Annotated in this window: 20 protein-coding genes; 12 read left to right on the forward strand and 8 right to left on the reverse strand. The window is 69.3% G+C overall.

Going from position 1 to position 23743, the window contains the following annotated elements:
* Position 1 precedes the first annotated feature (1 nt).
* The 4 genes from ABRP18_RS01035 to ABRP18_RS01050 form a co-directional block, all read right to left on the reverse strand.
* Complete coding sequence (locus tag ABRP18_RS01035; protein ID WP_349885284.1) at positions 2–1006, reverse strand: magnesium and cobalt transport protein CorA; 1005 nt, start codon at positions 1004–1006, stop codon at positions 2–4.
* 444 nt (positions 1007–1450) lie between these two features.
* A complete protein-coding gene (locus ABRP18_RS01040) occupies positions 1451–2476 on the reverse strand; it encodes a Gfo/Idh/MocA family oxidoreductase (protein WP_349885285.1) in 1026 nt (341 codons plus the stop codon).
* Positions 2473–3498, reverse strand: a complete 1026-nt coding sequence (locus tag ABRP18_RS01045) for a Gfo/Idh/MocA family oxidoreductase (RefSeq protein ID WP_349885286.1) — start codon at positions 3496–3498, stop codon at positions 2473–2475. The genes ABRP18_RS01040 and ABRP18_RS01045 overlap by 4 nt, the downstream gene beginning before the upstream one ends.
* On the reverse strand, positions 3495–4679 hold the full coding sequence (locus ABRP18_RS01050) for an ROK family transcriptional regulator (RefSeq protein WP_179516441.1): 1185 nt from the start codon (positions 4677–4679) through the stop codon (positions 3495–3497). Before ABRP18_RS01050 ends, ABRP18_RS01045 begins: the two co-directional genes overlap by 4 nt.
* Positions 4680–4880: 201 nt before the next feature.
* Between ABRP18_RS01050 and ABRP18_RS01055 the strand changes: the two genes are divergently transcribed.
* The 9 genes from ABRP18_RS01055 (at position 4881) to ABRP18_RS01095 (ending at position 15403) form a co-directional block, all read left to right on the forward strand.
* Entirely contained in the window at positions 4881–6122 is a 1242-nt protein-coding gene (locus tag ABRP18_RS01055; protein WP_113680801.1) for an ABC transporter substrate-binding protein, read from the forward strand.
* Between the two features lie 91 nt (positions 6123–6213).
* A complete protein-coding gene (locus ABRP18_RS01060) occupies positions 6214–7119 on the forward strand; it encodes a carbohydrate ABC transporter permease (protein WP_046748129.1) in 906 nt (301 codons plus the stop codon).
* Complete coding sequence (locus ABRP18_RS01065; RefSeq protein ID WP_058631077.1) at positions 7116–8033, forward strand: carbohydrate ABC transporter permease; 918 nt, start codon at positions 7116–7118, stop codon at positions 8031–8033. The genes ABRP18_RS01060 and ABRP18_RS01065 overlap by 4 nt, the downstream gene beginning before the upstream one ends.
* 19 nt (positions 8034–8052) lie before the next feature.
* Positions 8053–9087, forward strand: coding sequence for an NAD(P)-dependent oxidoreductase (locus tag ABRP18_RS01070; RefSeq protein ID WP_058631076.1), 1035 nt, complete (start codon positions 8053–8055; stop codon positions 9085–9087).
* A complete protein-coding gene (locus ABRP18_RS01075) occupies positions 9087–10172 on the forward strand; it encodes a dihydrodipicolinate synthase family protein (protein ID WP_046748132.1) in 1086 nt (361 codons plus the stop codon). The genes ABRP18_RS01070 and ABRP18_RS01075 overlap by 1 nt, the downstream gene beginning before the upstream one ends.
* The gene (locus ABRP18_RS01080; protein ID WP_349885287.1) at positions 10169–11182 is read left to right on the forward strand and encodes a hydroxyacid dehydrogenase; all 1014 of its coding nucleotides are present in this window, start codon (positions 10169–10171) and stop codon (positions 11180–11182) included. The genes ABRP18_RS01075 and ABRP18_RS01080 overlap by 4 nt, the downstream gene beginning before the upstream one ends.
* Positions 11179–12135 carry a hypothetical protein gene (locus ABRP18_RS01085; protein ID WP_349885288.1) on the forward strand — a complete coding sequence of 319 codons (957 nt, stop codon included), beginning with the start codon at positions 11179–11181 and terminating at the stop codon, positions 12133–12135. Before ABRP18_RS01080 ends, ABRP18_RS01085 begins: the two co-directional genes overlap by 4 nt.
* Positions 12132–13061, forward strand: a complete 930-nt coding sequence (locus ABRP18_RS01090; protein WP_349885289.1) for a GNAT family N-acetyltransferase — start codon at positions 12132–12134, stop codon at positions 13059–13061. Before ABRP18_RS01085 ends, ABRP18_RS01090 begins: the two co-directional genes overlap by 4 nt.
* A gap of 107 nt (positions 13062–13168) precedes the next feature.
* Entirely contained in the window at positions 13169–15403 is a 2235-nt protein-coding gene (locus ABRP18_RS01095; RefSeq protein ID WP_349885290.1) for a peptidase C14, read from the forward strand.
* 155 nt (positions 15404–15558) lie between these two features.
* Here ABRP18_RS01095 and ABRP18_RS01100 read toward each other — a convergent pair whose 3' ends face one another.
* The 4 genes from ABRP18_RS01100 to ABRP18_RS01115 all read right to left on the reverse strand — a co-directional run bounded on the left by ABRP18_RS01100 (position 15559) and on the right by ABRP18_RS01115 (position 18603).
* Positions 15559–16545, reverse strand: a complete 987-nt coding sequence (locus ABRP18_RS01100) for a zinc-binding alcohol dehydrogenase family protein (RefSeq protein WP_174799740.1) — start codon at positions 16543–16545, stop codon at positions 15559–15561.
* On the reverse strand, positions 16542–16985 hold the full coding sequence (locus ABRP18_RS01105) for a MarR family winged helix-turn-helix transcriptional regulator (protein WP_349885291.1): 444 nt from the start codon (positions 16983–16985) through the stop codon (positions 16542–16544). The genes ABRP18_RS01100 and ABRP18_RS01105 overlap by 4 nt, the downstream gene beginning before the upstream one ends.
* Positions 16986–17095: 110 nt before the next feature.
* Positions 17096–17938 (reverse strand): SDR family NAD(P)-dependent oxidoreductase, encoded by an 843-nt coding sequence (locus ABRP18_RS01110; protein ID WP_349885292.1) that lies wholly within the window; start codon positions 17936–17938, stop codon positions 17096–17098.
* An 8-nt stretch (positions 17939–17946) separates the two neighbouring features.
* Positions 17947–18603 (reverse strand): GntR family transcriptional regulator, encoded by a 657-nt coding sequence (locus ABRP18_RS01115; protein WP_349885293.1) that lies wholly within the window; start codon positions 18601–18603, stop codon positions 17947–17949.
* 150 nt (positions 18604–18753) lie between these two features.
* Between ABRP18_RS01115 and ABRP18_RS01120 the strand changes: the two genes are divergently transcribed.
* The 3 genes from ABRP18_RS01120 to ABRP18_RS01130 are packed head-to-tail and all read left to right on the forward strand — an operon-like array spanning position 18754 to position 23721.
* Positions 18754–20109 (forward strand): MFS transporter, encoded by a 1356-nt coding sequence (locus ABRP18_RS01120; protein WP_046748138.1) that lies wholly within the window; start codon positions 18754–18756, stop codon positions 20107–20109.
* Complete coding sequence (locus ABRP18_RS01125; protein ID WP_349885294.1) at positions 20106–22298, forward strand: peptidase C14; 2193 nt, start codon at positions 20106–20108, stop codon at positions 22296–22298. The genes ABRP18_RS01120 and ABRP18_RS01125 overlap by 4 nt, the downstream gene beginning before the upstream one ends.
* Before the next feature lie 34 nt (positions 22299–22332).
* Positions 22333–23721: a hypothetical protein gene (locus ABRP18_RS01130; protein WP_349885295.1), complete on the forward strand. Its 1389-nt coding sequence runs from the start codon at positions 22333–22335 to the stop codon at positions 23719–23721.
* The last annotated feature ends 22 nt before the right edge of the window (positions 23722–23743 follow it).

Below are 23743 nucleotides of genomic sequence, written 5' to 3' on the forward strand. Positions count from 1 at the left end.
GTCAGAGCCACTTCTTGTACTTGAACACCCCGAACAGGCCGAGCGCGAAGGCGAGCATCGCGCCGATGGCCATCGGATAGCCGAAGGCCCAGTGCAGCTCGGGCATCACGTCGAAGTTCATCCCGTACACGGTGCCGACCAGCGTCGGGGCGAAGATGATCGCCGCCCAGGAGGAGATCTTCTTGATCTCGTCGTTCTGCGCCAACCCGGCCTCGGTCTGACGCCGGGCGACCAGTGCGGAGTGCACGGTCAGCGCGTTCTCCAGGATCGCCCGGAACGAGTCGATCTTCTCGTTGACACGGATCGTGTGGTCGAGCACATCGCGCAGGGAGCGCTGCAGCTCCTCGTCGATGCGGTACTTCGCAGAGCCCCGACGCAGCCACTCCAGCATGCCGTTCAGCGGATGCACCGCCCGCTGGAAGTTGATCACCTCGCGGGACAGCTCGTAGATGCGGCGGGAGAGCGCGCTGTCGTCGTCGCCGTCGCCGAAGAGCTGGTCCTCGATCTCGTCGATGTCGTTCAGCAGCCCTGCCACGATCGGCTCGTACCCGTCGACGACCTCGTCGAGGATCGCGTAGAGCACGGCCTCCGGTCCCATCGCGAGCAGCTCGGGGTTCGCCTCCATGCGGGCGCGCACGGCGGCGAGGTTCGGGGATTCGGCGTGCCGGATCGTCACCACGAAATCGGGGCCCACGAACAGGTGCAGCTCGCCGAACTCGATCGACTCCTCCTTGTCGCGGTACCGGGCGGGGCGGAGGACGGCGAACAGGGTGTCGCCGTAGCGCTCCACCTTCGACCGCTGGTGGCCGGACAGGGCGTCCTCGACGGCCAGCGGATGCAGGTCGAACTCGCGAGCGACGGACGCCACTTCCTCCGGGCTGGGTCGGTACAGGCCGATCCACGCGATGCCTCCGGCGGCGTCCAGCATCCGGTAGGTCTCGTCCAGGTTCTTGGGGGTCTCCACGCGACGTCCGTGGACGTACACGCCGTTGTCGATGAGGGCCATGATCGGCTCCGTTCTCGCAGGCGCACGGCAGCGGAGAGCTCCGTGCGCGGTTCGTCAGGGGGCGGATGACGCCGCCGACGGCTGCGGGGAAGGACGTGCGAAAGCGGACCAGAGGGTCAACGCGCTAGCGCAGGGAGTCTCGACGCAGCGAAGGCGGCGTCGTAACTATCACCGGACATCGCCATCACCACCTTTCGGGACTCGTCGGGCCGAACGACCCAAGGGGTCAGCATACTCCTCGATGCTGAGCGCCGGCCCCGCTGGGGCTGCCTCGACCCGCCGGCTATCAGGATCCGCCTTCGTTCGGGTCGAAGGCGGATCCTGATCTGCCGACTCGCGGCGCCCCGACCGCAGTCGGGTGATCGGGCGTGCGGCCCGGTTCAGTCAACACCGTATAGCGACCTTTGTCCAGGGTCGATGGACGATGGTCGGAGCTTCGGTGGATCAGACGAGCGTGACGACCTCGCCGCCGCGAGCTGCCGAAGCCTGGGCGGCCTTGGCGATCTCGACGGTACGGATGCCCACGCCGGCGTCGGGCTGTGGCTGGCGTCCCTGGCGCACGGCGTGCACGAACTCGTCGAGCAGGAGCGCGTCGAGGTCGGCGCCCACAGGGTTCCATGTCTCGCCGTGCGCGTCGTGCCCGGCGACGCCCTTGGCGAAGGGACTGACGGTCACGGTGCCGCGCTCGGCGATCACCTGCAGGGTGAGTCCACCCCAGGTGGCCGAGCTCATCGGCCAGCTCCAGGAGCAGTCGATCGTGGCGATGACCCCACTCGGGTACTGGATCGTCACCAGGCCGCCGGTCTCGACCTCGAGGTCGCGCTCCGCATGCAGGATCCCGCTCGACACGGCGCGGACGGACTGGGCACGCTCGCCGAGCAGCTCGTCGAGCAGGTCGGCGCAGTGCACGACATGGTCGACGAGTGCGCCGCCCCCCGCCAGCTCCGGATCCGTGAACCAGGCCCGGTCCTGCGGAAGCTTGCCGTTGTTGATCCCGGTGACGCCCAGCACCGTGCCGAGGCGTCCGCTGCGCAGCTCGGCGATCGCGTCGCGCACGCTCGGGGCGAACCGCACCGGATAGGCGACCATCAGGATCACACCGGCACGCTCGCACGCCTCGCGCATCGCGATCGCATCCTCGACCGTCGTGGCCAGGGGCTTCTCGCACAGCACGTGCACCCCGGCGGCGGCCGCGCGCTCGACGAGGGCGCGGTGTCGGGAGTTCTCCGCGGCGATCACGACCGCATCGGGTTTCCAGGCGAAGGCCTCGTCGTAGGTCTCGACGTAGGCGACACCGAGCTCCGCCGCCAGTGTCGCTCCTCGGGGTGCGTCGTCGGGCGCCGTGGCACCGTCGGGGTCGGCGGCGATCAGCTCGACGCCGGGCATCGCGTTGAGCGCGTGGACGTAGCTCAGAGCGTGCGTGTGCGCGAACGAGAGGACGGCGATCCGCAGCGGGGTGGTGGCGGTCATCGAGTGGCCTCCTCGGCCGTGCGTGCAGATGATGTGGGAGTGGTGACGGTCAGAGCGACCGGGGCGCCGGAGGCGATCGAGGCGTACGCGCCCTCGGCGACGGCGACGGCCTCGATTCCGTCCGCCGGGCTGACCCTGGCGTCGCGCCCCTCGCGCAGGGCGGCCACGAAGTCGGCGATCTCGGCGAAGTACGGGCTCTCCTGCGGCGACATCGGCGGCAGGTAGTCGGTGTCGGCTTCGGGAAGCACGGCGTCGGTGCGCAGCGCGTTGTCCTCGGCGCTGTCGTAGCGCAGGCGACCCTCCGACCCCGCGACCTCGACGCTCGTGCGGAACGGCATACCCGGCGCGACCCAGCTGCCGTGGATGTGACTGATGACGCCGCTGCGGTGCGTGAGCACGACGTGTGCAGTGACCGGTGCGGGCACGCGGTCGTCGACGGTCGGCGGGTTCTGTACCGCGTAGACCGACTCGACGGGTCCGGCGAACCAGACCGCCTGGTCGATGTCGTGGATCATCAGGTCGCGGATGACACCGCCGCCCGCGCGCTCCGAGAAGAACCACGGGGTCTGCGGGGCGGAGCCTGCCCGACTGAACCGCTGCACGGCGAGCGTGCCGATCCGACCGGCGTCGATGCCCGCCTTGATCTGGGCGTACTCGCCCATGTACCGAACGACGTGGGCGGGGAACAGGCGCACGCCCGCTTCCTCGGCGGCGCGGGCGACGGTCGCTGCGATCTCAGCCGTCTCCGCGAGCGGCTTCTCGCAGATCACGTCGAGCCCGCGGGCGATGGCGCGCAGGGCGAAGTCGGCATGCGTGCTGCTCGGGGTCACGATGTCGACGATGTCGACCAGGCCGATGAGGGTGTCGACATCGTCGACGAGCTCGAACTCGTACTCCGCGGCGATCTCCTCTGCTCCGACGAGCGAGGTGACGTAGCCTTCCACCCCGAGCGCCCGCCAGGCGTCGGCGTGCACGCGGGAGATCCCGCCCGCGCCGATGAGTCCGACCTTCAACGTGCTCACTGCTTCTCCTCGGTTGTCTCGTCGGTCGGGTCAGCGGCTACCGAAGGTGCGACCCGCAGGGGGGTGATCGGCGGAGCCGGCATGTCCTCGATGCCGTAGATCTCGGCGGCGAGCCGCTGGAACGCGTGCACGACCGCTCCGTGGGCGGCGGCTTCGGCGCCCAGGCGCGCTTCCGCGATCGGCACCTGGAACGGCAGGCCGAGGTGGCCGGGTAGTGCCGCGCGCAGGGGGTCGAGCAGCTGCTCATGCGCTGCCGAGAGTCCACCGCCGATCACGATCATGGCCGGGTCGACCGTCATGATCAGGGTCGCGATGCCATGGGCGAGCTCGCCGATGAATCCGTCGAGCTCCTGCTGTGCGGCCGCGTCACCGCCGCGTGCCTTCGCGAAGACCTCGGCAGCGGTCGGGGCGGTGCGCCACGTGATCTGGCCCGTCTCGGTGTTCAGTCCCCGGAAGGCGAGGCGGCCGATGTCGCCCGCAGCGTTGTGGATTCCGCGGCGCGGGCGTCCGCCGAGGATCAGTCCCATCGCGATGCGATTGCCGACCGACAGGTAGATGACGTCGTCGACGAGCTGCGCGACGCCGAGGTGATGCTCGGCGACGGCCGCGAGACGAACGCCGTTGTCCACCGCGACGGGGCAGCCGAACGCCTGGCGCAGCTGGGAGCCGATGTCGATGCCCGACCACTCGGGGATGACGACCGAGGTGGTGACGCGTCCCGTGTCGTCGACGATGCCGGGAAGCGAGACGCCGACCGCGCGGACCTTCGATCCCGGGATCGAGACCGCGGAGAGCGTACCCCGCACGTCCTCGATCACGGCAGCCAGCTTGGACGCGCCATCGGGCCGCTCGGCCACGCCGGGGAAGCTGCGCTGCGCGATCACGTGTCCGGCCAGGTCGGCCAGCACGACCCGCACGCTCGCGACGCCGATGTCGACGCCGACGACGGTTCCGGCGGCGGCGTGGAACGAGTAGCGGCGGGCCGGCCGACCCGCGCCGCCGGCGTTCTGCGCGGGGGCGTCGACGATCAGACCGGAGTCGGTCAGGGCAGTCACGGCATTCTCGACGGAGGTGCGCGAGATCTCGAGGGAACGAGACAGATCGTTGACGGTGGCGGGGCCGGAATCACGCAGCTGCAGTGCGGATCGAGCAACGATCGAAAGCGGACCTGTCACGGCCATGTGCTGCCCCCTCTTCTCCGGCTTCGTTGCGATCAACGTCGGGTGCGATCAAATTAGCACACCGAATTCTCAGATCAAGCTTTGTTGTTCTCGAACCGGAAACACCGCTGAAACACGGGCCTGAGAACTTGTACTTGACGAATTATCCCATTGCAGTGTCATAATGAACCGTACTCAGCACGGTATAAGCAAAGGAGCACCATGCGCGTCAGCAAGATCACCGGCGTCGTCGCGGGATTCGCGGCCGCCACCCTGTTGGCCGGATGTTCGGCCGGCGGAGGCAACACCGCAGAGGGTGAGCAGGACATCACGGTCTGGCTCTACCCGGTCATCGCCGACGAGGCGGTGCACAAGGACTTCTGGGACTCGACCATCGCCGACTTCGAGAAGCAGAACGAGAACGTCAACGTGAAGTACGAGATCTTCCCGTGGGCCAACCGCGACGAGGCGCTGCAGACGGCGATCGCCGCAGGCAAGGGGCCCGACGTCGTCTACCTGATCCCCGACCAGCTCGCGGCGTACCAGAAGTCGATCGCTCCGCTCAACGATCTGCTGAGCCAGGAGCGACAGGACGACCTGCTGCCGAACGTGAAGAAGTCGGTCACGCTCGACGGCGACATCCTCGGCGCGCCCATCCTCACCAGCGCCCAGCCCCTCATCTGCAACACCGCCGCCTTCGAGGCCGCCGGTGTCACGGAGTACCCCGAGACCTGGGACGACATCACCGCGATGGCGCCGAAGTTCACGGAGAAGGGCATGTACGCCCTGAACTACCCGGCATCGGCCGAGAACACCCTGAACCTCACGTACTACCCGCTGCTGTGGCAGGCCGGTGGCGAGGTCTACACCAAGGACGGCGACGTCGGCTTCGACAGCAAGGAGGGCGTGCAGGCGCTCACCTTCCTCACCGACCTGGCAGAGGCTGGTGCGCTCGACCCCGAGGCGCTCACCACGAACGTGCCGCTGGAGCAGACCGCGGTCGCTCAGGGCAAGGTCGCCTGCACCTGGAACAACGCGGTCAACGAGGTCGTGCCGTTCTGGGGCGAGGAGAACGTCAAGGTGCTGGCGCCGCTGACCGAGAAGGAGTCCGTGGCCTACGGCACGGTCGGCTCGCTCTCGGTGCTCAAGGGCTCCAAGGCACAGGACGCGGCGGCCAAGTTCGTCGAGTACGCCACCGGTGCGGACGTCGTCGAGCCCTACCTCAAGGCCGCCGGCTACTTCTCGGCGCTCAGCACCACCGAGCCTCTGTACGCGGATGACCCGCTGCTCGGCGAGGTGGAGAAGTACGTCCCGGACACCACCGTGGGTGAGCTCAACGCCTCGTCCCGCGCGCTGATGGGTGTGCTCGCCCCCGAGATCCAGGCCGCCCTCCTCGGCGACAAGTCTCCCGAGGACGCACTGAAGGACGCCGCGACGGCTGCGGCTCCTCTGATCAAGAAGTAGTCGATCGAGAAAGTAGTCGACCGGGGGCATGCGGAACCCGAACTCCGCATGCCCCCGCACCCTGTCCCTCTCCCCACGTGAGGTAGCACTGATGACCACGGCAACCACGGCGAAGAAGCCCGCAGGGCGGGTGACGAGGCTGATCGCACGACGCGAGGCGCGGATCGCGTTCCTGTTCGTGCTCCCCGCCTTCCTCCTGTTCATCGCCTTCCGCTTCGGCCCCAGCATCGCCGGTGTGGCACTGAGCTTCTTCGACTACGACATCACCGGCGAGATCTCCTGGCGGGGTCTCGACCACTTCCAGCGCATGATCGCCGACCCGCTGTTCTGGCGGGCCATGGGTACGACACTGATCTATACGGTGTTCGCCGTGCCGATCGCGCTCGTGCTCTCGACCGTCATGGCCCTCGGCGTGCGTCGGGCCTTCCGGGGCGCGCGCTTCTTCCGCTCGATCTTCTTCCTCCCCGTCATCACCTCGCTCGTGCTCGCCGGGTCGATCTTCGTCTGGATCTTCTCCGCCAACGGGCCGTGGTCCGCGCTGATGACTCCGCTGGGGCTCGGCGGCTCCTGGCTCGGCAGCACCGTGCTCGTGATCCCCGCCATCGTCGTCGTCGGCGTCTGGTCGCGGTTCGGCTACGGGATGATGATCCTCATCGCCGCGCTGCAGGACGTGCCGCGCGAGCTCGAGGAAGCCGCTCTGATGGACGGCGCGAACGCCTGGCAGCGCTTCCGCTACGTGATCCTTCCGGTGCTGCGGCCGACCTTCTTCTTCCTCGCGGTGATCGAGACGACCGCCGCCTTCCAGGTGTTCGACGTCATCTACGTGATGACTCAGGGCGGGCCGGCGAACGCCAGCTACTCGCTCGTCTACATGCTCTACGACCAGGGCTTCCGCTACTTCGACTACGGCTACGCGGCCGCGATCGGCGTGGCCCTGTTCATCATGACCCTCGTCGTCGCGCTCATCCAGCGCCTGGTGATCGGAAAGCAGAAATGACCGCTCTGATGCAGCCGCCGACGCCGACCGAGACGTCCACGACCCCGAAGCCGGCCAAGACGTCGTCGAAGCAGCGCCGGGCGTATCGTGCGCTCCAGCCGACGGGGTGGGGGATCGTCGGACGATGGATCTGGCTGAGCCTGGCGGGGATCCTCAGCTTCTTCCCGTTCTACGCCATGGTCGTGCTGAGCCTGAAGCCCGGCATGGTGGTCGAGCTCCCCGGTTCGCTGCTGCCCTTCCAGGACATCTCGTTCGACGCCTACGAGCAGGTGCTCGCGGGGCAGAACATCCTCGGATGGCTCGGCAACACCCTCATCTATTCCCTTGTCTCGGTCGTCGCGGTGCTGTTCCTGTCGGCGCTCGCCGGCTACGCCTTCGCCAAGAAGCGGTTCCGCGGCAAGGAGGTGATGTTCTGGTCGTTCCTCGCCATGGTGATGGTGCCGTTCCACGTGACCCTCATCCCGACGTTCATCCTGATGGCGAACCTCGGCGGTGTCGACACCTACTGGGGCCTCATCCTGCCTTCGCTCGCCAACGCGCAGGCCGTGTTCCTGATGCGGCAGTTCATCTCGGGGCTCCCGGACGAGCTGTTCGAGGCCGCCCGCATCGACGGCGCCGGCGAGTTCCGCATCTTCCTGCGGATCGTGCTGCCGCTGTGCAAGCCGATCCTCGCGACGCTCGGCATCTTCGTCTTCCTGTGGCACTGGAACGACTTCCTGTGGCCGCTCATCATCGCGAAGTCCAACGCGATGTTCACACTCACCGTCGGCATCTCGTCGCTGCAGCAGCAGAACGTTCCGCTGAGCACTATGCTCGCCGGTTCGGTCGTGGCGCTGCTGCCCATCTTCCTCGCGTACCTCATCGCTCAGCGGTACGTGCAGGAGGGCGTGGCCGGTACGGGCATCAAGGGCTGAGAAGAAGGGAAAGCACCACATGACTCAGCACACTTTCTCATCCGAGGCGGAGCTCGAGGAGGCGCTCGCGACACCGAGTGCCGGCCTGATCGCCGACCTCGCGCGCGGGGCGGGCGACCTCGTGATCCTGGGGGCGGGCGGCAAGATGGGCCCGACTCTGGCCATGCTCGCTCGCCGCGGGATGGATGCCGCCGGACGAAAGGGCGACGCGGTCTACGCGGTCTCCCGCTTCGGCGATGCCGCGATCCGCGAGCGCCTGGAGACCGCGGGAGTGAAGGTCGTCTCGTTCGACCTGATCGAGAACGACGACTTCTCCTCCCTGCCGGACGCCCCCAACGTGGTGTTCATGGTCGGTGCGAAGTTCGGTGCAGCGACCAACGCCTCCTGGGCATGGGAGGTCAACGCCGCCCTGCCCGACCGCGTCGCCCGCCGCTATCGCGACAGCGCGATCTCGGTGCTCTCCACCGGCAACGTCTACCCGTTCCTGCCGGCGTCGTCCGGCGGAGCATCCGAAGAGGTGCAGCCCGCACCGATCGGCGAGTACGCGCAGTCGTGCCTCGGCCGTGAGCGCGTGTTCGAGTTCGGAGCGCAGGAGCGCGGCACCAAGGTCGCGATCATCCGCCTGAACTACGCGGTCGACCTGCGCTACGGGGTGCTCGCCGACATCGGCAGTGCCGTGCACGCCGGGCAGCCGGTCTCGGTGGCCACCGCGAACGTCAACGTGATCTGGCAGGGCTACGCGAACGAGGTCGTGCTGCGCAGCCTCGTGCACGCGTCGACCGCGCCGTTCACGATCAACCTCACCGGCCCGGAGCTGCTGAGCGTCGAGTCGATCGCCCGCCGTTTCGGCACGCTGTTCGACCGCGAGGTCGAGATCGTCGACGACCCCCAGTCGACCGCGCTGCTCAGCGACGCGCGCCGGTGCATGGCCCTGTTCGGGTACCCGGCCGTGTCCGCCGAGACGCTGATCGGGATGCAGGCCGACTGGATCGAGAAGAGCCTGCCGATGATCGCCAAGCCGACCAAGTGGGCCGTGCGGGACGGGAAGTTCTGATGGCCGGTTCTGCCGAACGCACCGCGACCGTGCCGTCGCTGCGCCCCGAGGCCGCGGCGACCCTCGCCCGCGGTGCGGTGATCCCCGCGCACCCGCTGGCGCTCACGGCTGATCGCGCCCTCGACGAGCAGCGTCAGCGGGCGCTCTCGCGCTACTACCTCGACGCGGGAGCCGGTGGTCTCGCGGTCGGCGTGCACACGACGCAGTTCGAGATCCGCGACCCGGAGCACGCGCTCTTCGAGCCCGTGCTCGAGCTGGCCGCGGAGGAGATGGACGCCCGAGACGATGCGACCCTCGTCCGCATCGCCGGGGTGGCCGGCGACACCGCCCAGGCGGTGGCCGAGGCGGAGCTGGCGCGATCGCTCGGCTACGACGCCGTGCTGGTGAGCCCGCGCGTCGCCGGGGCCGACGAACGCGCACTGCTCGAGCGCGCCCGCGCTGTCGGCGAGGTGCTGCCGCTGGTCGGCTTCTACCTGCAGACCGCGATCGGCGGCCCGGTGCTCGACCGCGACTTCTGGTGCGAGTTCGCCGCGATCCCCTCGGTGGTGGCGGTCAAGGCCGCCCCGTTCGATCGCTACCGCACGCTCGAGCTCGTGCGCGGGGTGGCTGCCTCCGGCCGTGCCGACGAGATCGCGCTCTACACCGGCAACGACGACGCCATCGTGGCGGATCTGCTCTCCGAGTTCCACGTGGACTCGCCCGACGGACCCCGCACCCTGCGGTTCGTCGGCGGGCTTCTGGGCCAGTGGGCGGTCGGCACGCGGGCGGCGGTCGCGCTGCTCGACCGTGCGCAGCGGGCCATGGCCGGCGACGCCGAGGCCTATCGCGAGCTCGGGCTCGTCGCCTCCGACATGGTCGACGTGAATCAGGCGGTGTTCGATCCGGGCAACGACTTCCACGGCGTGATCGCGGGCGTGCACGAGATGCTGCGTCAGCAGGGGCTGCTCGAGGGGATCTGGTGCCTCGACCCCGCCGAGGGGCTCTCGCCGGGGCAGGCCGAGGAGATCGCCCGCGTGCGTCGGGCATACCCGGCCCTGAACGACGACGCCTTCATCGCCGAGAACCTCGAGGACTGGCTGCGATGAATGCCGCGGCGAGCGCACCGGCCGTGGTCGCGGTCGTCTCGGAAGAACTCTTCGCGGAGTTCTTCTCGTCGGCGGATGCCGAGCGTCTGGGCGCGGTCGCCGCTCGTCTCGGTGGTTCTCTCCTGCGCGTCGATCGTCTCGCCGAGGCCGAACTCGACGATGCACGCATCGTGATCACGAGCTGGGGTGTCGGGCCCTTCGACGCCGCAGTGCTCTCGGCGCTGCCGAAGCTCGAACTGATCGCGCACACGGGGGCCACGATCAAGCCCTTCGCGACCGATGAGCTGTTCGACCGCGGTGTCGTGGTGACGCAGGCCGGCGCGGGGATGGCGCGACCGGTGGCCGAGGTGTCGCTCACCTTCACGCTCGCGCTGCTGCACCGCGTGCCCGAGATGCACAACGCCCTGCGCGCCGGCGACGGTTGGTACGACGCGGCGGCGGTCGGGGTGCAGCGCGAGATCCTCGGCACGCCCATCGCGGTCATCGGGGCTTCGCGTACCGGGCGGGCCTACCTCGAACTCATCCGCGCGCTCGGGGCCGAACCGCTGCTGGTCGACCCGACGCTCGCCGCTTCGGAGGCTGCTGCTCTCGGCGCAGAGCTCGTGCCGCTCGACGATGCCCTGCGCCGCGCGCAGATCGTCGCCGTGCACGCCCCGACGCTGCCGGAGACCCACCACATGATCGGTCGCCGCGAGCTGGCGTCGATGCGCGACGGCGCGGGGCTGGTCAACACCGCGCGCTCCTGGCTGGTCGACGAGACCGCGCTGCTCGACGAGCTCCGACGCGGGCGGCTCAGCGCGGCGATCGACGTGTTCGACGAGGAGCCGTTCGCCGTGGACAGTCCGTTCCGGACGCTGCCCGGGGTGCTGGTCACCCCGCATCGCGCGGCGGGCACGCACCAGGGGCGGCTGCGTCAGGGACGGATCGTCGTCGACGAGGTCGAGGCCTTCGCCGCGGGGCGTCCCCTCGCGCACACCATCACCCGCGACCAGCTGTCTTCGATGGCATGAGCGGCACGCCGCTGCGTGTGGCCTTCGCCGGACTCGCGCATTCGCACCCGTACACCGACGCCGCCAACGTGCGAGCGCTCGGGGCCGAGGTGGTCGGCGTGCACGATGCGGACACCGCTGCCGCAGGAGAGTTCGCGGCGCGGTTCGGTGGGGTGGTGGTGGCCTCGCTCGAGGAGCTGGCGGTGCTGCGACCGGACCTCGTCATCGCGACGCCGCGCCCGCATGAGGTCGCGCCTTTCCTGCAGTCTCTCGGCGGCGGGGTCGCTCCGGTGTTCGTGAACAAGGTGATCGCGGCGACGGAGGCTCAGCTCGCCGAGGTCGACCGTGCTCTCGCGGCATCGTCCGTCGCGGTGGGCACCAGCTCGGTGCTGCGCTTCGCCCCCGCGCTCTCCGCCCTTGCCGCGGAGGTCGCGCCCTTCCTGCAGACGCTCGACGACGTGCTCGCGCTCCGTGTGCACGCCCAGCACGACAACGCGGGCTTCCGGGTGCCCGCCCGCTCCTGGCAGGACGATCCGCAGCAGGGTGGGGGGACCGCGGTGACGGTCGGCGTGCATGCCTGGGAGATGCTCGACGTGCTGCTGCCGGGGGCGACCCTGGTGTCGGGATCCGGGTGGACCCGTGTGCGGCGGGGATCGAGCGCGGTGTCGGAGGATGCGGCAGGCATCGACGGCCTGCTGCGGGTTCCCGGTGCGCAGCGTGACGTGCCGGTGCAGGTGCTCGTCACCGGGACTCCCGGGCCGGACGCCTACACGCTGGAGGTCGTGACCGCCGACGGGATCCGCGCGCTCGCGCTCGACGTCGACGGCGCGAACACGGAGCTCGGGTTCCACGGCCTGATCCGGGCGCTGCTCGACGCGGCCGCACACGGTGCGACAGTCGCTCCCTGGACCGGCGCGCGGGCGGTCGTGGCGAACACGATCCACGCCGCCGACATCGCGAGAGGTCAGGCATGAGCGCCCAGAGGATCCGCGCCGCCTGCGCAGAGGACCAGTCCGCCCTGACGGCGCTTTGGGCGACCGTGTTCACACCGCCGCTGGCGCCCGACCAGTGGCTGATCGATGATGATCGGCTGCGGCACACCCTCGTGGCCGAGGACGATCGAGGGGTCTGCGGATCCATCTACGGTCTGCCCAAGCGGCTGCGGGAGGACGACGGCGGTGTGGCGCACGTGCACGCGATCGGCAGTGTCGCGGTCGCCGGGCGTGCCAGAGGGCAGGGGCTCGCGCGCCGTCTCGTGGCCGCGACGCTGGAGACCGCGGGCGATGCCGAGTGGGCGCTGCTCTTCACGGGTACCCCGGAGGTGTATCGCTCCAGCGGCTTCGAGACGTTCGCCATGGCACGGACCCTGACCGGTCCCTGGAGCGCCCCCATGCCCCGCAAGCACGAGGAAAGCGTCGAGGGGCGCGTCGAGCGCGAGACGGTCGGACTCGGGAGCCTCCGTTCGCTGCGTGACGTCTACGAGCGCTCGCGTGCCGGGCGGGTGGTCCTCGCGCCGGTGCGCAGCGACCGCGACGCGGCGATGGCGGAGGTGCGGATGCGGGGTGCGACGCTGTATCGCCGCGTCGAGGGTTCGACCGTGCTCGGCTACGTGATCGCCGAGCATCGAGGGGGCGTCGGCGTCCTGCTGGAGAGTGCGGTGCTCCCGGATTCCGAGCGTGTGCGCGACGACCTGCTCTCCGCCGTCGCCGCGGACTGGGCGCTCGCCGGGGTGTCGTCGTGTGACCTCGCCGTCCCTGCGCTGCCCGACGAGGAGTCCGCGCTTCATGCCTTCGCTCCGCAGGCCGTGCGGCAGGACGACCGCACCGGCATGATCCGTTCGCTGCGACGCACGGCCCGGCTGGACGGCATCCGTCACTTCACGGCGGGCGACTACTTCTGAGTGACCCGCTCGGAGACGGCACTGGGGACTGGGGATCGATCGGATGATGCGGCCCGGCAATCAGCCGGACGCCTGACCGCGGTGATGACGCCGCAAGGAGGATGAGCATGGCCCAGAAATTGAGCACCACCCGGAAGATGAGCACCACCCGGAAGATGAGCACGACCCTGAATGCGGACATGACGCTGCAGGACCCGTCGGCGCGCGAGAGGAACGAGACCGCGGTCCTGCGCAGTCGGCGCATGCTGCTCGCGGGGTTCGGGGCGGCCGCGATCGGCGGCGTGGCCGCCGTCACCACGCAGACACCGGCGCAGGCGGCCGGACCCGTGGCACCCCAGGATTCCTCGGGCTCGAAGAGCGTGGCCAACGGCGGTACGGCGGTAGCGCTCGCGAACCGGAAGGGCAAGGACGGCGACCTCGCCCGCACGGCCGGGTACGCGACGCCGGGTGATGGCGGCGCCGGGCTGTACCGCTTCGTGAAGAAGGACGCTCCTGCCGCGAACGGAGGCACCGTGCTCGCCGGCCCCAAGGGCGGAGCGTGGGTGCTCGTGCACGGCGGGGTCGTCGACTTCCGGATGTTCGGGATCATGGATGCGAGCGTCAACGCCGACGACGCCCTCGACGCCATGGTGAACGACGCGAGCATCCATCGCGTCGAGGGGCACAGCCCCCTCAACTTCATCCGTCGCCACAAGTTCTCCCGATCGAACATCGCCTTCGATTTCGGCGGACACCTCATGACCACCGTCGGCATCGAGAACGCCGGCAAGGACGATCCGTTCGCAGCGGTCATGTTCTTCCGCGGCGAGGTGACCGATGCCGTGCAGGAGGCCAAGCTCGGCGAGGTCGTGCCCGACCTCGGTGACATCTTCCCGGTCGCCGACTCCTCGTTCTTCGCGGTCGGGGACTGGTATGCCGCCGAGGTGAACGCGCTGTCGGGTCGCTGGGAGCGCGAGCTGCAGCGGATGGTGCAGGTGACGCAGATCGTCGACGGCACGCACATCCGCATCAACTACAAGAACGGCTGGCCGCTCGGTAAGGATCGCACGATGACCTGGCGACGGGTCGTGCCGGTGCAGGACGTGACGGTTTCGAACCTGAAGTTCCTCGGCACCGGCACCGACGAGTACACCGGCTCGCACCCGCTGGCGTTCGAGTACGCGGTGCGCTGCGACGTCGACCACATCGACGGCACGGGCACGTTCTGGCCGCTCATCCAGCGGCGCTGGAACACGTACTACTCGACCGTGAGCTGCACGCTGAAGAACCCGACCTCGGTCACCTGGGGAGGTGCCGGCTACCTGACGCAGCAGATCTACTGCCTGTACGGATACGTCGCCAACTGCCACACCGCGAACGCCCGGCACCTGAACGACTTCACCGCGAGCGCCTACTGCCTGGTCGAGAACTGCCACGGCGACGGTGATGACCAGGGCCCGTTCGTCACGCACGGGCAGTACGAGCACGACCTCACTTACACCGGCAACTCGGGCCTCATGACGTTCGCGAACTCCGGTGCAGCCTGGGGTTCTGCGGCCAAGCGCATCACCGTGCGCAAGCACGTGTGCTCGTGGTTCGTGGCGCGCGTGCGCATCACCGACCTCACCCTGGAAGACGTCCAGGTGATCGGAAAGCCGTCGCTCGCGGGCTCCGGGATGCTGTGGATCAACGCCGACGGCGCGCAGCTGCGGGGGTGCACCGCGTCTGACACGCTCATCATCACGCAGGCCTCGGACAACTCGGCACGGCCGACGACCATCACGGATTCGCACTTCACGTTCGTTGCCCCCGGCGAGCTCACCAACGCCACGGTCAAGACACCGGTCACCTTCGTCGACACCGTGCTCGATCGGGTGGGCGGCATGAAGATCACCGGTGCGGGCGCGGTCACGTTCCGCGGCTCGACGCTCACCGCCGCCGACGATGCGGCGCCTGTCGTGTCGTCGGCCGAGCGGCTGCGCTTCGAGGGAGCGACGCTCCGCAACGTGCGTATCGCGGCAGCGAGGGCAGAGCGTCAGGCGGTCGAGATCGCGGGATCGGACGTCGCGAACAAGGGCGGCATCGGTGTCGCACGCACCGGCGACGGCGAGCTGCACCTGACGCTGAGCGACAGCACCTTCCGCGCCGAAGGTTCGGCCACGCACGTCTCGGTCACGAAGGGCACCAACCACTACCGCGCGGTAGGCAACCGCTTCGAGGGCGGAGCGCTGGAGCTGACGGACACCGCGTTCGGGGGCTCGTCCACGCTGCTTCACACCGGCAACGTCGAGTCGGGTGTGACTCGCACTGCCTTCCCCACGGAGGGCCCGCGCGTGGTGGACACGGCCAACCTCGTGGTCTGACCCGGACCCGCGACCTGCCCCTGCGACCTGCCCCGCGACCCAGCGCTGAGTGCACCGGATGTTGCCGAGTGCACGGCTTCTCGACGTGAAGGAGCCGTGCACTCGGCGAGAACCCGTGCACTCGGCGGGCCGCGGATGCCTGCGGCGCCGGCGGGTCAGAGGCCGGTGAGTACGACGAGCTTGCCGACGGCGGTGCCCTGTTCCATCGCGGTGTGCGCCTCGGCGATCTGGTCGAACGCGTAGACCCGGTCGATCGGCACGGTGGCCTCGCCGGCCGCGACCGCGTCGAGGAAGCCCTGGAGCACGGTCGGCGGCAGGTCGGCCGCGCCTCCGCCGTAGGCGCTGAGGCGCACGCCGCGGGGAATGTACTCGATCGGGTAGAAGTCCTTCACGGTCCACTGGTTCGAGAGCATCCCGGTGAAGCAGACGACGCCGTGTACGCGGGTCGAGCGGAGCGTGTCCGGCAGGGTGGGTGTTCCGACGAGCTCGAGGGCCGTATCGACGCCGTCGGGCAGGATCGCTCTGACCTGCGCCTGCACGTCGCCGTCGTCGATCAGCACATGGTCGACGCCGATGCGGGTGAGGGCGTCGGCCCTGTTCGGGTTGCGTGTGGTCGAGAAGACCGTCATTCCGCGCTGCTTCGCGAGCACCGCGGTCGCCATCCCGATCGACGAGGTGCCGCCGCGGATCAGGATCGACTGGCCGGGCTGGGCATCGAGCCCCACGGTGAGCGATCCGTAGGAGGTCTGCAGCATCTCCGGAACGGCGCCGAGGGTGCCCCAGTCGAGGTTGCTCTGGAAAGCGATGACCTGGGTCGCGGGGACGCAGGTGTACTCGGCGTATCCGCCGTCGTAGGTGCGTCCCATCCCGCCCATCACCGCCACGACCTGTTGCCCGGGGGTGAATTCGCCACCGGGTGCGTCGATGACGACGCCCGTTGCCTCGATGCCGAGCACGCGGGGGAAGGTGACGCCCTCCGCGAGGCCGAGCCGGGTGTGCAGCTCGGAGCGGTTCAGGCCGAACGCCTTCACCTGGATCAGCACCCAGCCCTCGCTCGGTGTCGGAATCGGCAGCTCTCGGATCGTGAGCGCCTCCGCGGGGCCCGGTGTGTCGAGCACGATCGCGCGCATCATCTCGGTCATGGGGTGACTCCTGTCGTCGGTACGGGCTTGCGCACCCGAAGGGTGGCGAGCGTGGTGGCGAAGTGCTCAAGGTCGGCAGCGAAGACGCTCTGGAACCACGGCTCCAGCTCTCTGTCGAAGGTATCGGTCGCGATCGTCAACATGTCCTTGCCCGCCGGCGTGAGCGTGATGAACGAGGCCCGTCGGTCGTCGGGGTTCGGTGTGCGCTCGCAGTAGCCCGCTGCTTCGATGCGAGCGACCAGCTTGCTGGTACCGCCCTCGGTGATCGAGAGCTCGGTCGCGATGTCGGAGGCCCGGCAGTTCTCGATCCTGTCGATGGCCCGCATAGGCTCGAACCAGCTCAGCGGCAGGGAATGCTCGGCGCGGAGACGTCGGTCGACCGCCTCCCAGATCTCCATCTCGAAGCGGATCACATCATCGAAGAGCCGATGCAGGTCCACGGCGCATCCTTTCCACGACCACTGGCTTACTTTCCATGGCAAGTATATGGCGATTCCGTGGACCAGGGTGCGAGAAGGGTGATTCCCGCCCGCGGGGCGAGGGGGCGGGCCTAAGCGGCGGGGAGGCCGACGAGCTCGGCGCTGCGCTGCCAGAGCGCCTCGGCGAGAGCCGCGTCGTTCACCTGCGGATTGACCTTCGCGGTCAGCTGACGCTCGTCGTAGTAGGCGCCGGAGAACCACGTTTCATCGGGGGTTCCCTCGATGAACCAGCGCAGGGTCGCGCCGCCTTTGTCTGCACCGATGAGCATGAGGTGCTTGAGTGGCGTGCGGTAGAGCAGCCGCATGATGCTCGACGAGTCCGACGCGAAGTTCGTCTGCACGGTGCCGGGGTGGAACGCCACGGCGCTCAGTCCGTCGGCGTGGAACTTCGTGTGCAGACTCTTGGCGAACAGCACGTTCGCGAGCTTCGCATCCCCGTAAGCCTTGTTCGGACTGAACCGGTGGGTGTTGTCGAGGTCGTCGACATCGAGGTGTCCGAACAGGCGATGGGCGACGCTCGACGTGTTGATGACCGCACCTCCGGCCCGCAGCAGCCGCGGAAGCAGCAGGTTCGTGAGCAGGAACGGTGCCAGGTGGTTGACCTGCATGGTCTTCTCGAAGCCGTCGACGGTCGGAGTGCGATCGCCGAAGATGCCGCCCGCGTTGTTGGCCAGCACGTCGATGCCGGTGTCCCCCACGGCGGCGGCGATCTTCCCGGCCAACGCCCGCACGTCGTCGAGTCGGGCGAAGTCGGCGGTGAACCACTCGGCTCCGGTCTCCTCGGCGACGGCGCGGGTCTTCTCGGCGGAGCGGCCGACCAGGATGAGGCGGTGGGCAGGTCCTGCGAGCTGTCGTGCGGCGGCGGCGCCGATGCCGTCGGAGGCTCCGGTGAGGACGATGGTCTTCGGTGTCATGGTGCGGCTCACTCGGCCGAGACGGACGGCGTGATGCGCTGCACGGCCCTGGTGACATGCTCGGCGATCACGGTGCGTGCCCGTTCGGGGTCGCCGCTCGCGATCGCATCGACGATCTGCTGGTGGCTGCGCACATGCTCCTCCTGCTCGGCGGGATCGAGCGCGGAGTTGGCCGCCTGGATGAAGCCCGTGATGCGACCGCGCAGCTGGCCGCTCACCTCGTCGAGGAATCGGTGCTCGGCGAGGTCGGCGAGCGTCTCGTGAAAGAGGCGATCCTGGCGCAGCACCTCGGCGATGTCGCCAGGGGCGGCGTCGGCCATGGACTGGATGATGACCCCGAGCCGCGCAGCGGATTCCTGGTTCCACCGTTCCTGCACGCGGATGGCCATGAACTGCTCGAGCACGATCCGCAGGCTGGAGATCTCCTCGAGGTCCTGTGCGCTGAGCTGAGCGACGCGTGCACCGCGGCGGGGTTCCCGTGTGATGAGGCGCTCTTCCGCCAGCCGGGTCAGGGCCTCGCGCACGGGGATGTGGCTGACACCGAGTCGATCGGCGAGCTTGCGTTCGACCAGCCGCTCGCCGGGGGCGAGTTCTCCCGAATGGATGGCCGTGCGCAGTTCGTCTGCCACCTGTTCGGCGATGTTCTGATCCGAGACGCTGCGCATTCGGTTGCCCTTCTCGATCCGCGGTGCCGTCTGGTCGAGCGGGCGCGCAATCGTTCGATCGATGCTATGGCATTTCGTCGATGGGTGGACACGGCGCCTGATTTGCTAGATGCTATAGCAAGCCTATCCACCGATGACGAAGGAGTTGTCATGTCCGGGACCCGAACCGCCCCCGATACGCGCACACCCGAGGAGGTCGGAGCCTCCGCCATGAAGAAGGCCATCTGGCGCCTCGGCCCGTTCCTCGGGCTGCTGTACCTCGTGGCCTACATGGACCGCAACAACGCGGGGTTCGCCAAGCTCGAGATGACGGCCGCGCTGCAGATCACCGAGGCCGCCTTCGGGTTCGCCGCCGGCATCTTCTTCATCGGCTATCTGCTCTTCGAGGTGCCGAGCAACCTCCTGCTCGAGCGGTTCGGCGCCCGCAAGTGGATCGCCCGCATCATGGTCTCCTGGGGGCTCGTCGCCGCCCTCACCGCGTTCGTGCAGGATGCGACGCAGTTCGCGATCGCGCGGTTCATCCTGGGCATCGCCGAGGCCGGGTTCTTCCCCGGGGTGCTCCTCTACCTCACGCTCTGGTTCCCCCGGCAATACCGCACCCAGGTGCTGGTCGTGTTCGTGCTGTCGAACCCGATCGCGAACGCCGTCGCCGCACCGCTGTCGGGTTGGATGCTCGAACTCCACGGGATGTGGGGGCTCGACGGCTGGCAGCTGGTCTTCTTGCTGCAGGGCATCCCCGCCGTGCTCCTCGCCTTCGTGGTCTTCTTCTGGCTGCCCGATCGCCCGCAGGACGCGCGCTGGCTCGACAAGACGGAGCAGCGCTGGATCACCGACACCCTGGCTGTCGAGACCGCGGCGACCGAGCAGAAGCACGGGCGCCTGCGCCTGCGCGAGGTGTTCAGCAACGGGCGTCTGTGGACCCTGATCGTGCTGTTCTTCGGCGTCGTGTTCGGTGCGTACGGGCTGGGCATGTGGCTGCCGACGATCGTCAAGAGCATGGGCGACTTCTCCAACACCACGACGGGCTGGCTCGTCGCGCTGCCGAACCTGTGCGCGGCGCTGGTCATGCTGCCGTGGGAGCGTGCCGCCAGGAAGCAGGGCAACATCCCGCTGCAGATCGGCATCACGCTGTCGATCACCGCTCTCTCGCTCATGGCCGCGGTCGCGGCGCAGGGCACACCGGTGCTCGCGCTCGCCGCCCTGTGCGTCGGCATGTCGGCGCTGTTCTCGACGACACCGCTGTTCTGGAGCCTGCCGCCCATGGTGCTCACGGGAACGGCGGCCGCGGCCGGACTCGCGTTCATCAACTCCGTCGGCAACCTCGCCGGTTTCGCGGGGCCGTATGCGATCGGGTGGATCAGTGAGACCACGGGATCCGCGATCTGGGGGCTGCTGCTGATCTCCGCACTCACGTTGCTCGGGGCGACCATCGCGTTCGTGCTGAGCCGGCGAGCGGACTTCACGGTTCCCGCCGAGGTGCTGCTGGCCGAGAAGAAGCTCTCATGACCGCGCGGACTCCCCTGGTGCCGGAGGAGACCGTGCGCTCCTCGAGTCGCCGTGCCCTCATGGCAGGACTCGGTGCGGTCGCACTCGGTGCGGCCGGCTCCCTCGCCGTGACGGCGCCCGCACAGGCGGCCCCCGTCGTGGCAGGTGCGAAAGATCTCACGCGAGCGGAGTCCGTCGCCGAGCTGTCCCGCCTCCGAGCTCGCGACGGTGAGGTCGCGATCGTCGCGGGGTACCGCACGCCGGGCGACGCCGGGCTGCTCGTCTACGTCGGCGCCGAGAACGCGAAGATCGAAGCGAACGGCGGTACGGTCATCGCCGGCAAGCGGGGAAGCCGCTGGCTGCTGCAGCACGACGGCACCGTCGACTTCCGGGTCTTCGGCATCGCGGGACCGGAGACCGCGGCCGACGATGCGCTCGCGGCGATGGTGAACGATCCCCGCATCCGCCGGATCGAGGCGAGCACCGACCTGCTGTTCCAGCGGCGGCACCGGTTCAGCCGGTCGTACCTCGAGATCGACTTCGGCGGACACGTCATCACGACCGACGGCATCGAGCCGAACAGTCACGATAACCCGTTCGGCGCCGTGATGTTCTTCACCGGGGTGTCGAAGGACGTCGTGGTCGAGCATGCGCTGGCCGACGCCTGGCCCGAGCTGACCGACGCGGTCTCCGTGCCCGATGCGTCCCGGTTCCCCGTCGACTCCTGGTGGGCGCTGCAGTGCGATCCCGTCGCCGGCGGAGGGGCGGACGAGCGCGAACTCCAGCGCTTCGTGCAGGTGACACAGCAGATCGACGGCACCCATATCCGCATCGACTACCTCAACGGCTGGCCGCTCGATAAGGGTCGGAAGCTCATCTGGCGGCAGATGGAACCGGTCGCTGGCGTGCGCATCGCGAACATGCGGTTCCTCGGCGCCGGACCCTTCGACGGCCCCACCGACGGCTCCTTCCCCGACTCTCGGGAGCTCACCGGCTCCCACCCGATCGCCTTCGAGTACGCGATCCACTGCGACGTCGCCGACGTGCACGCGAGCCGCACCTGGTGGCCCGTGATCATGCGGCGCTGGAACACGCACTTCACCACGGAACGCTGCTCGGTGGAGAACCCGCCGACCGTGTTCTACGGTGGCGCGGGCTACCTCACGCAGCAGATCTACAGCCTCTACGGACGGGTCAGCGACTGCACGTCGTCGAACGCCCGGCACCTGAACGACCTCACCGCCAGCGCCTACTGCATCGTCGAGAACTGCCACGGCGACGGTGACGACCAGGGCGGCAACCCGTTCACCACGCACGGGCAGTACGAGCACGACCTCACCTTCATCGGCAACTCGGGTCTGATGGACATCGCGAACTCCGGCGCGCAGTGGGGCACCGCCGCCAAGCGCATCACGGTGCGCGACCACGTCTGCTCCTGGTTCGTCGCCGGCACCAAGATCAGCGATCTGACGCTGGAGAACGTGCGCGTGATCGGCCGCTCCACCTTCGATCCGCAGGCGTCCATGACCATCAACGCAGACGGCGCCCAGGTGCGAGGGTGCACTGCGGGACTTCTGGCGATCGGACAACGGTCGCAGCGCTCGTCGCGACCGACCGTGATCTCGGACTCCACCTTCGCGCTGCCGAAGGACCAGGTGCTCGTGCAGACCCCGGTCACGGCTCCTGTGCGCTTCGTGGACTGCACGATCACCGGGATCGACGGGGTCAAGGCTCGCGGGTCGGGTCCGGTCGAGTTCGTGGACTGCCGCCTCAGCGGCCCGGCGCCGGGTGCGCCCTTCGAGCTCGGCGCCGCCAAGGTCACCATCCGCGGCGGATCCGTGCGCGACGTGCGCCTGAGCGCGACCGCCGTGCGCGACCAGCTCATCGCCCTGGACGGGGTCGAGCTCTCCACGGAGCGCACGGACGGGGCTCTGCTGGGCAGGGCCGCCGGTGCCGGCGTCGTCACCTGGCGGGTGAGCGGGGTCACCTCGACGGTGCCGAAGGGCGCGGCGCACCTCGACATCGGCACCGGCGTCAACCACGCCCGCGTCACCGGCAGCCAGTTCGTCGGCGGACGACTACGGCTGGCGGACGGATTCGCCGAGCCGTCGACGCTGCTCTACAGCGACACCGTCGAGCGCGGCGTCGAGACGGCGCTACCGGAGGCCGGACCGCGCGTCGTCATCGCAGACGTGCTGACGAGCGCGTGACGGACGGCATCATGGACATCAGGGAGGACCACGCGTGAACGACACGGCAGCTGCGACGCACCTCGGAGACCGCATCCGCATCCCGCGCACGCAGGCGGGCATCGGCGTCGCCCGGCGCGACATCACGCCGCCCGTCGGCATCCGCGCCAAGAACTGGGGCCCGGCCGATTGGGAGCGCTCCGAGGGGGCGCACCGGCCGTTCGAGCTGACCGCGCTCGCGGTGGTGGCCGCGGACGGACGCCCCCGGGTGCTCCTCGCCGTCGACGGCACGTGGTGGCGCCGAGTCGCCGACGAGCAGGGCGTGCGCGGCGCCATCCTCGACGGTCTGGGCTTCGAACCCGATCAGATCATGCTCTCGCTCTCGCACACCCACGCCGGGGCCGTGCTGTGCGCCGCGGACGCGCATCTGCCGGGCGGGGAGCTCATCCCGGGGTACCTGGAGGCGCTGTCCGCCGCGGGTATCGCGGCCGGGCGCGAGGCGCTGGAGACCGCCCGGCCTGGACTGATCGAGTGGACCACGGGCACCTGCACCCTCGCGGCGGAGCGCGAGCTCGACCTCGAAGGCCGCGCGCTCGTCGGCTACAACCCCCAGGGCACCGCCGACGACACGGTGACCATCGGCCGGATCAGCGTCGACGGGGAGGTGCGGGCGACGCTGGTGAACTACGCCTGTCATCCGACGACCCTGGCCTGGCAGAACCGCGAGGTGTCGCCGGACTACGTCGGCGCGATGCGCGAGATCGTGGAGGCCGCGACCGGTGCACCGTGCCTGTTCGTGCAGGGGGCGTCGGGCGAGCTGGCCCCGCGGGAGCAGTACACCGGCGACGTGGCGGTGGCCGACCGGCACGGACGCGCGCTCGGGCACGCGGTGCTCGCGGCGTTGGACGGCTTGCCTGTGCCCGGCGAGGAGCTGACGTTGGACGGTGTCGTGGAGTCGGGTGCTCCGCTCGCGATCTGGACAGGGACCCCGGCGGACGGCGGCGAGGAGGCGGCGGGAGTCGTCTCGGCCGTCGAGCTGCCGCTGCGCGACCTGCCCACCCTGGACGAACTCGCCGAGGAGTGGAAGGACATCGACCCGCGCTCGCGGGAGGAGCGCCTCGGACGAGCGCGGAACCTCCGCGACGGTTACATCGAGGGGCCGACCGTGTCGCATCCGGTGTGGGCCTGGCGGCTCGGGGACGCCGTGATCGTGGGGCATCCGGGTGAGGCCTACTCGCGGCTGCAGACGACCCTGCGGGAGCGGTTCCCCCAGACGCCGATCGTGGTGATGAACCTGACGAACGGCCCGGGGTTCGTGTACCTCCCGACCCGCGAGGCCTACGACCGCGGCGCCTATCAGTCCTGGCAGACGCCCTTGGCTCCCGGCGCCCTCGAGCTCTTGGAGTCCCATGCCGTGTCGGTGGTGGCCGGGTTGTTGGCCTAGCTCCGGTCGCGATATTCCACCT

It is taken from the genome of Microbacterium sp. WHRI 7836 (genome assembly GCF_040223885.2).
GTDB classification, from domain to species: domain Bacteria; phylum Actinomycetota; class Actinomycetes; order Actinomycetales; family Microbacteriaceae; genus Microbacterium; species Microbacterium oxydans.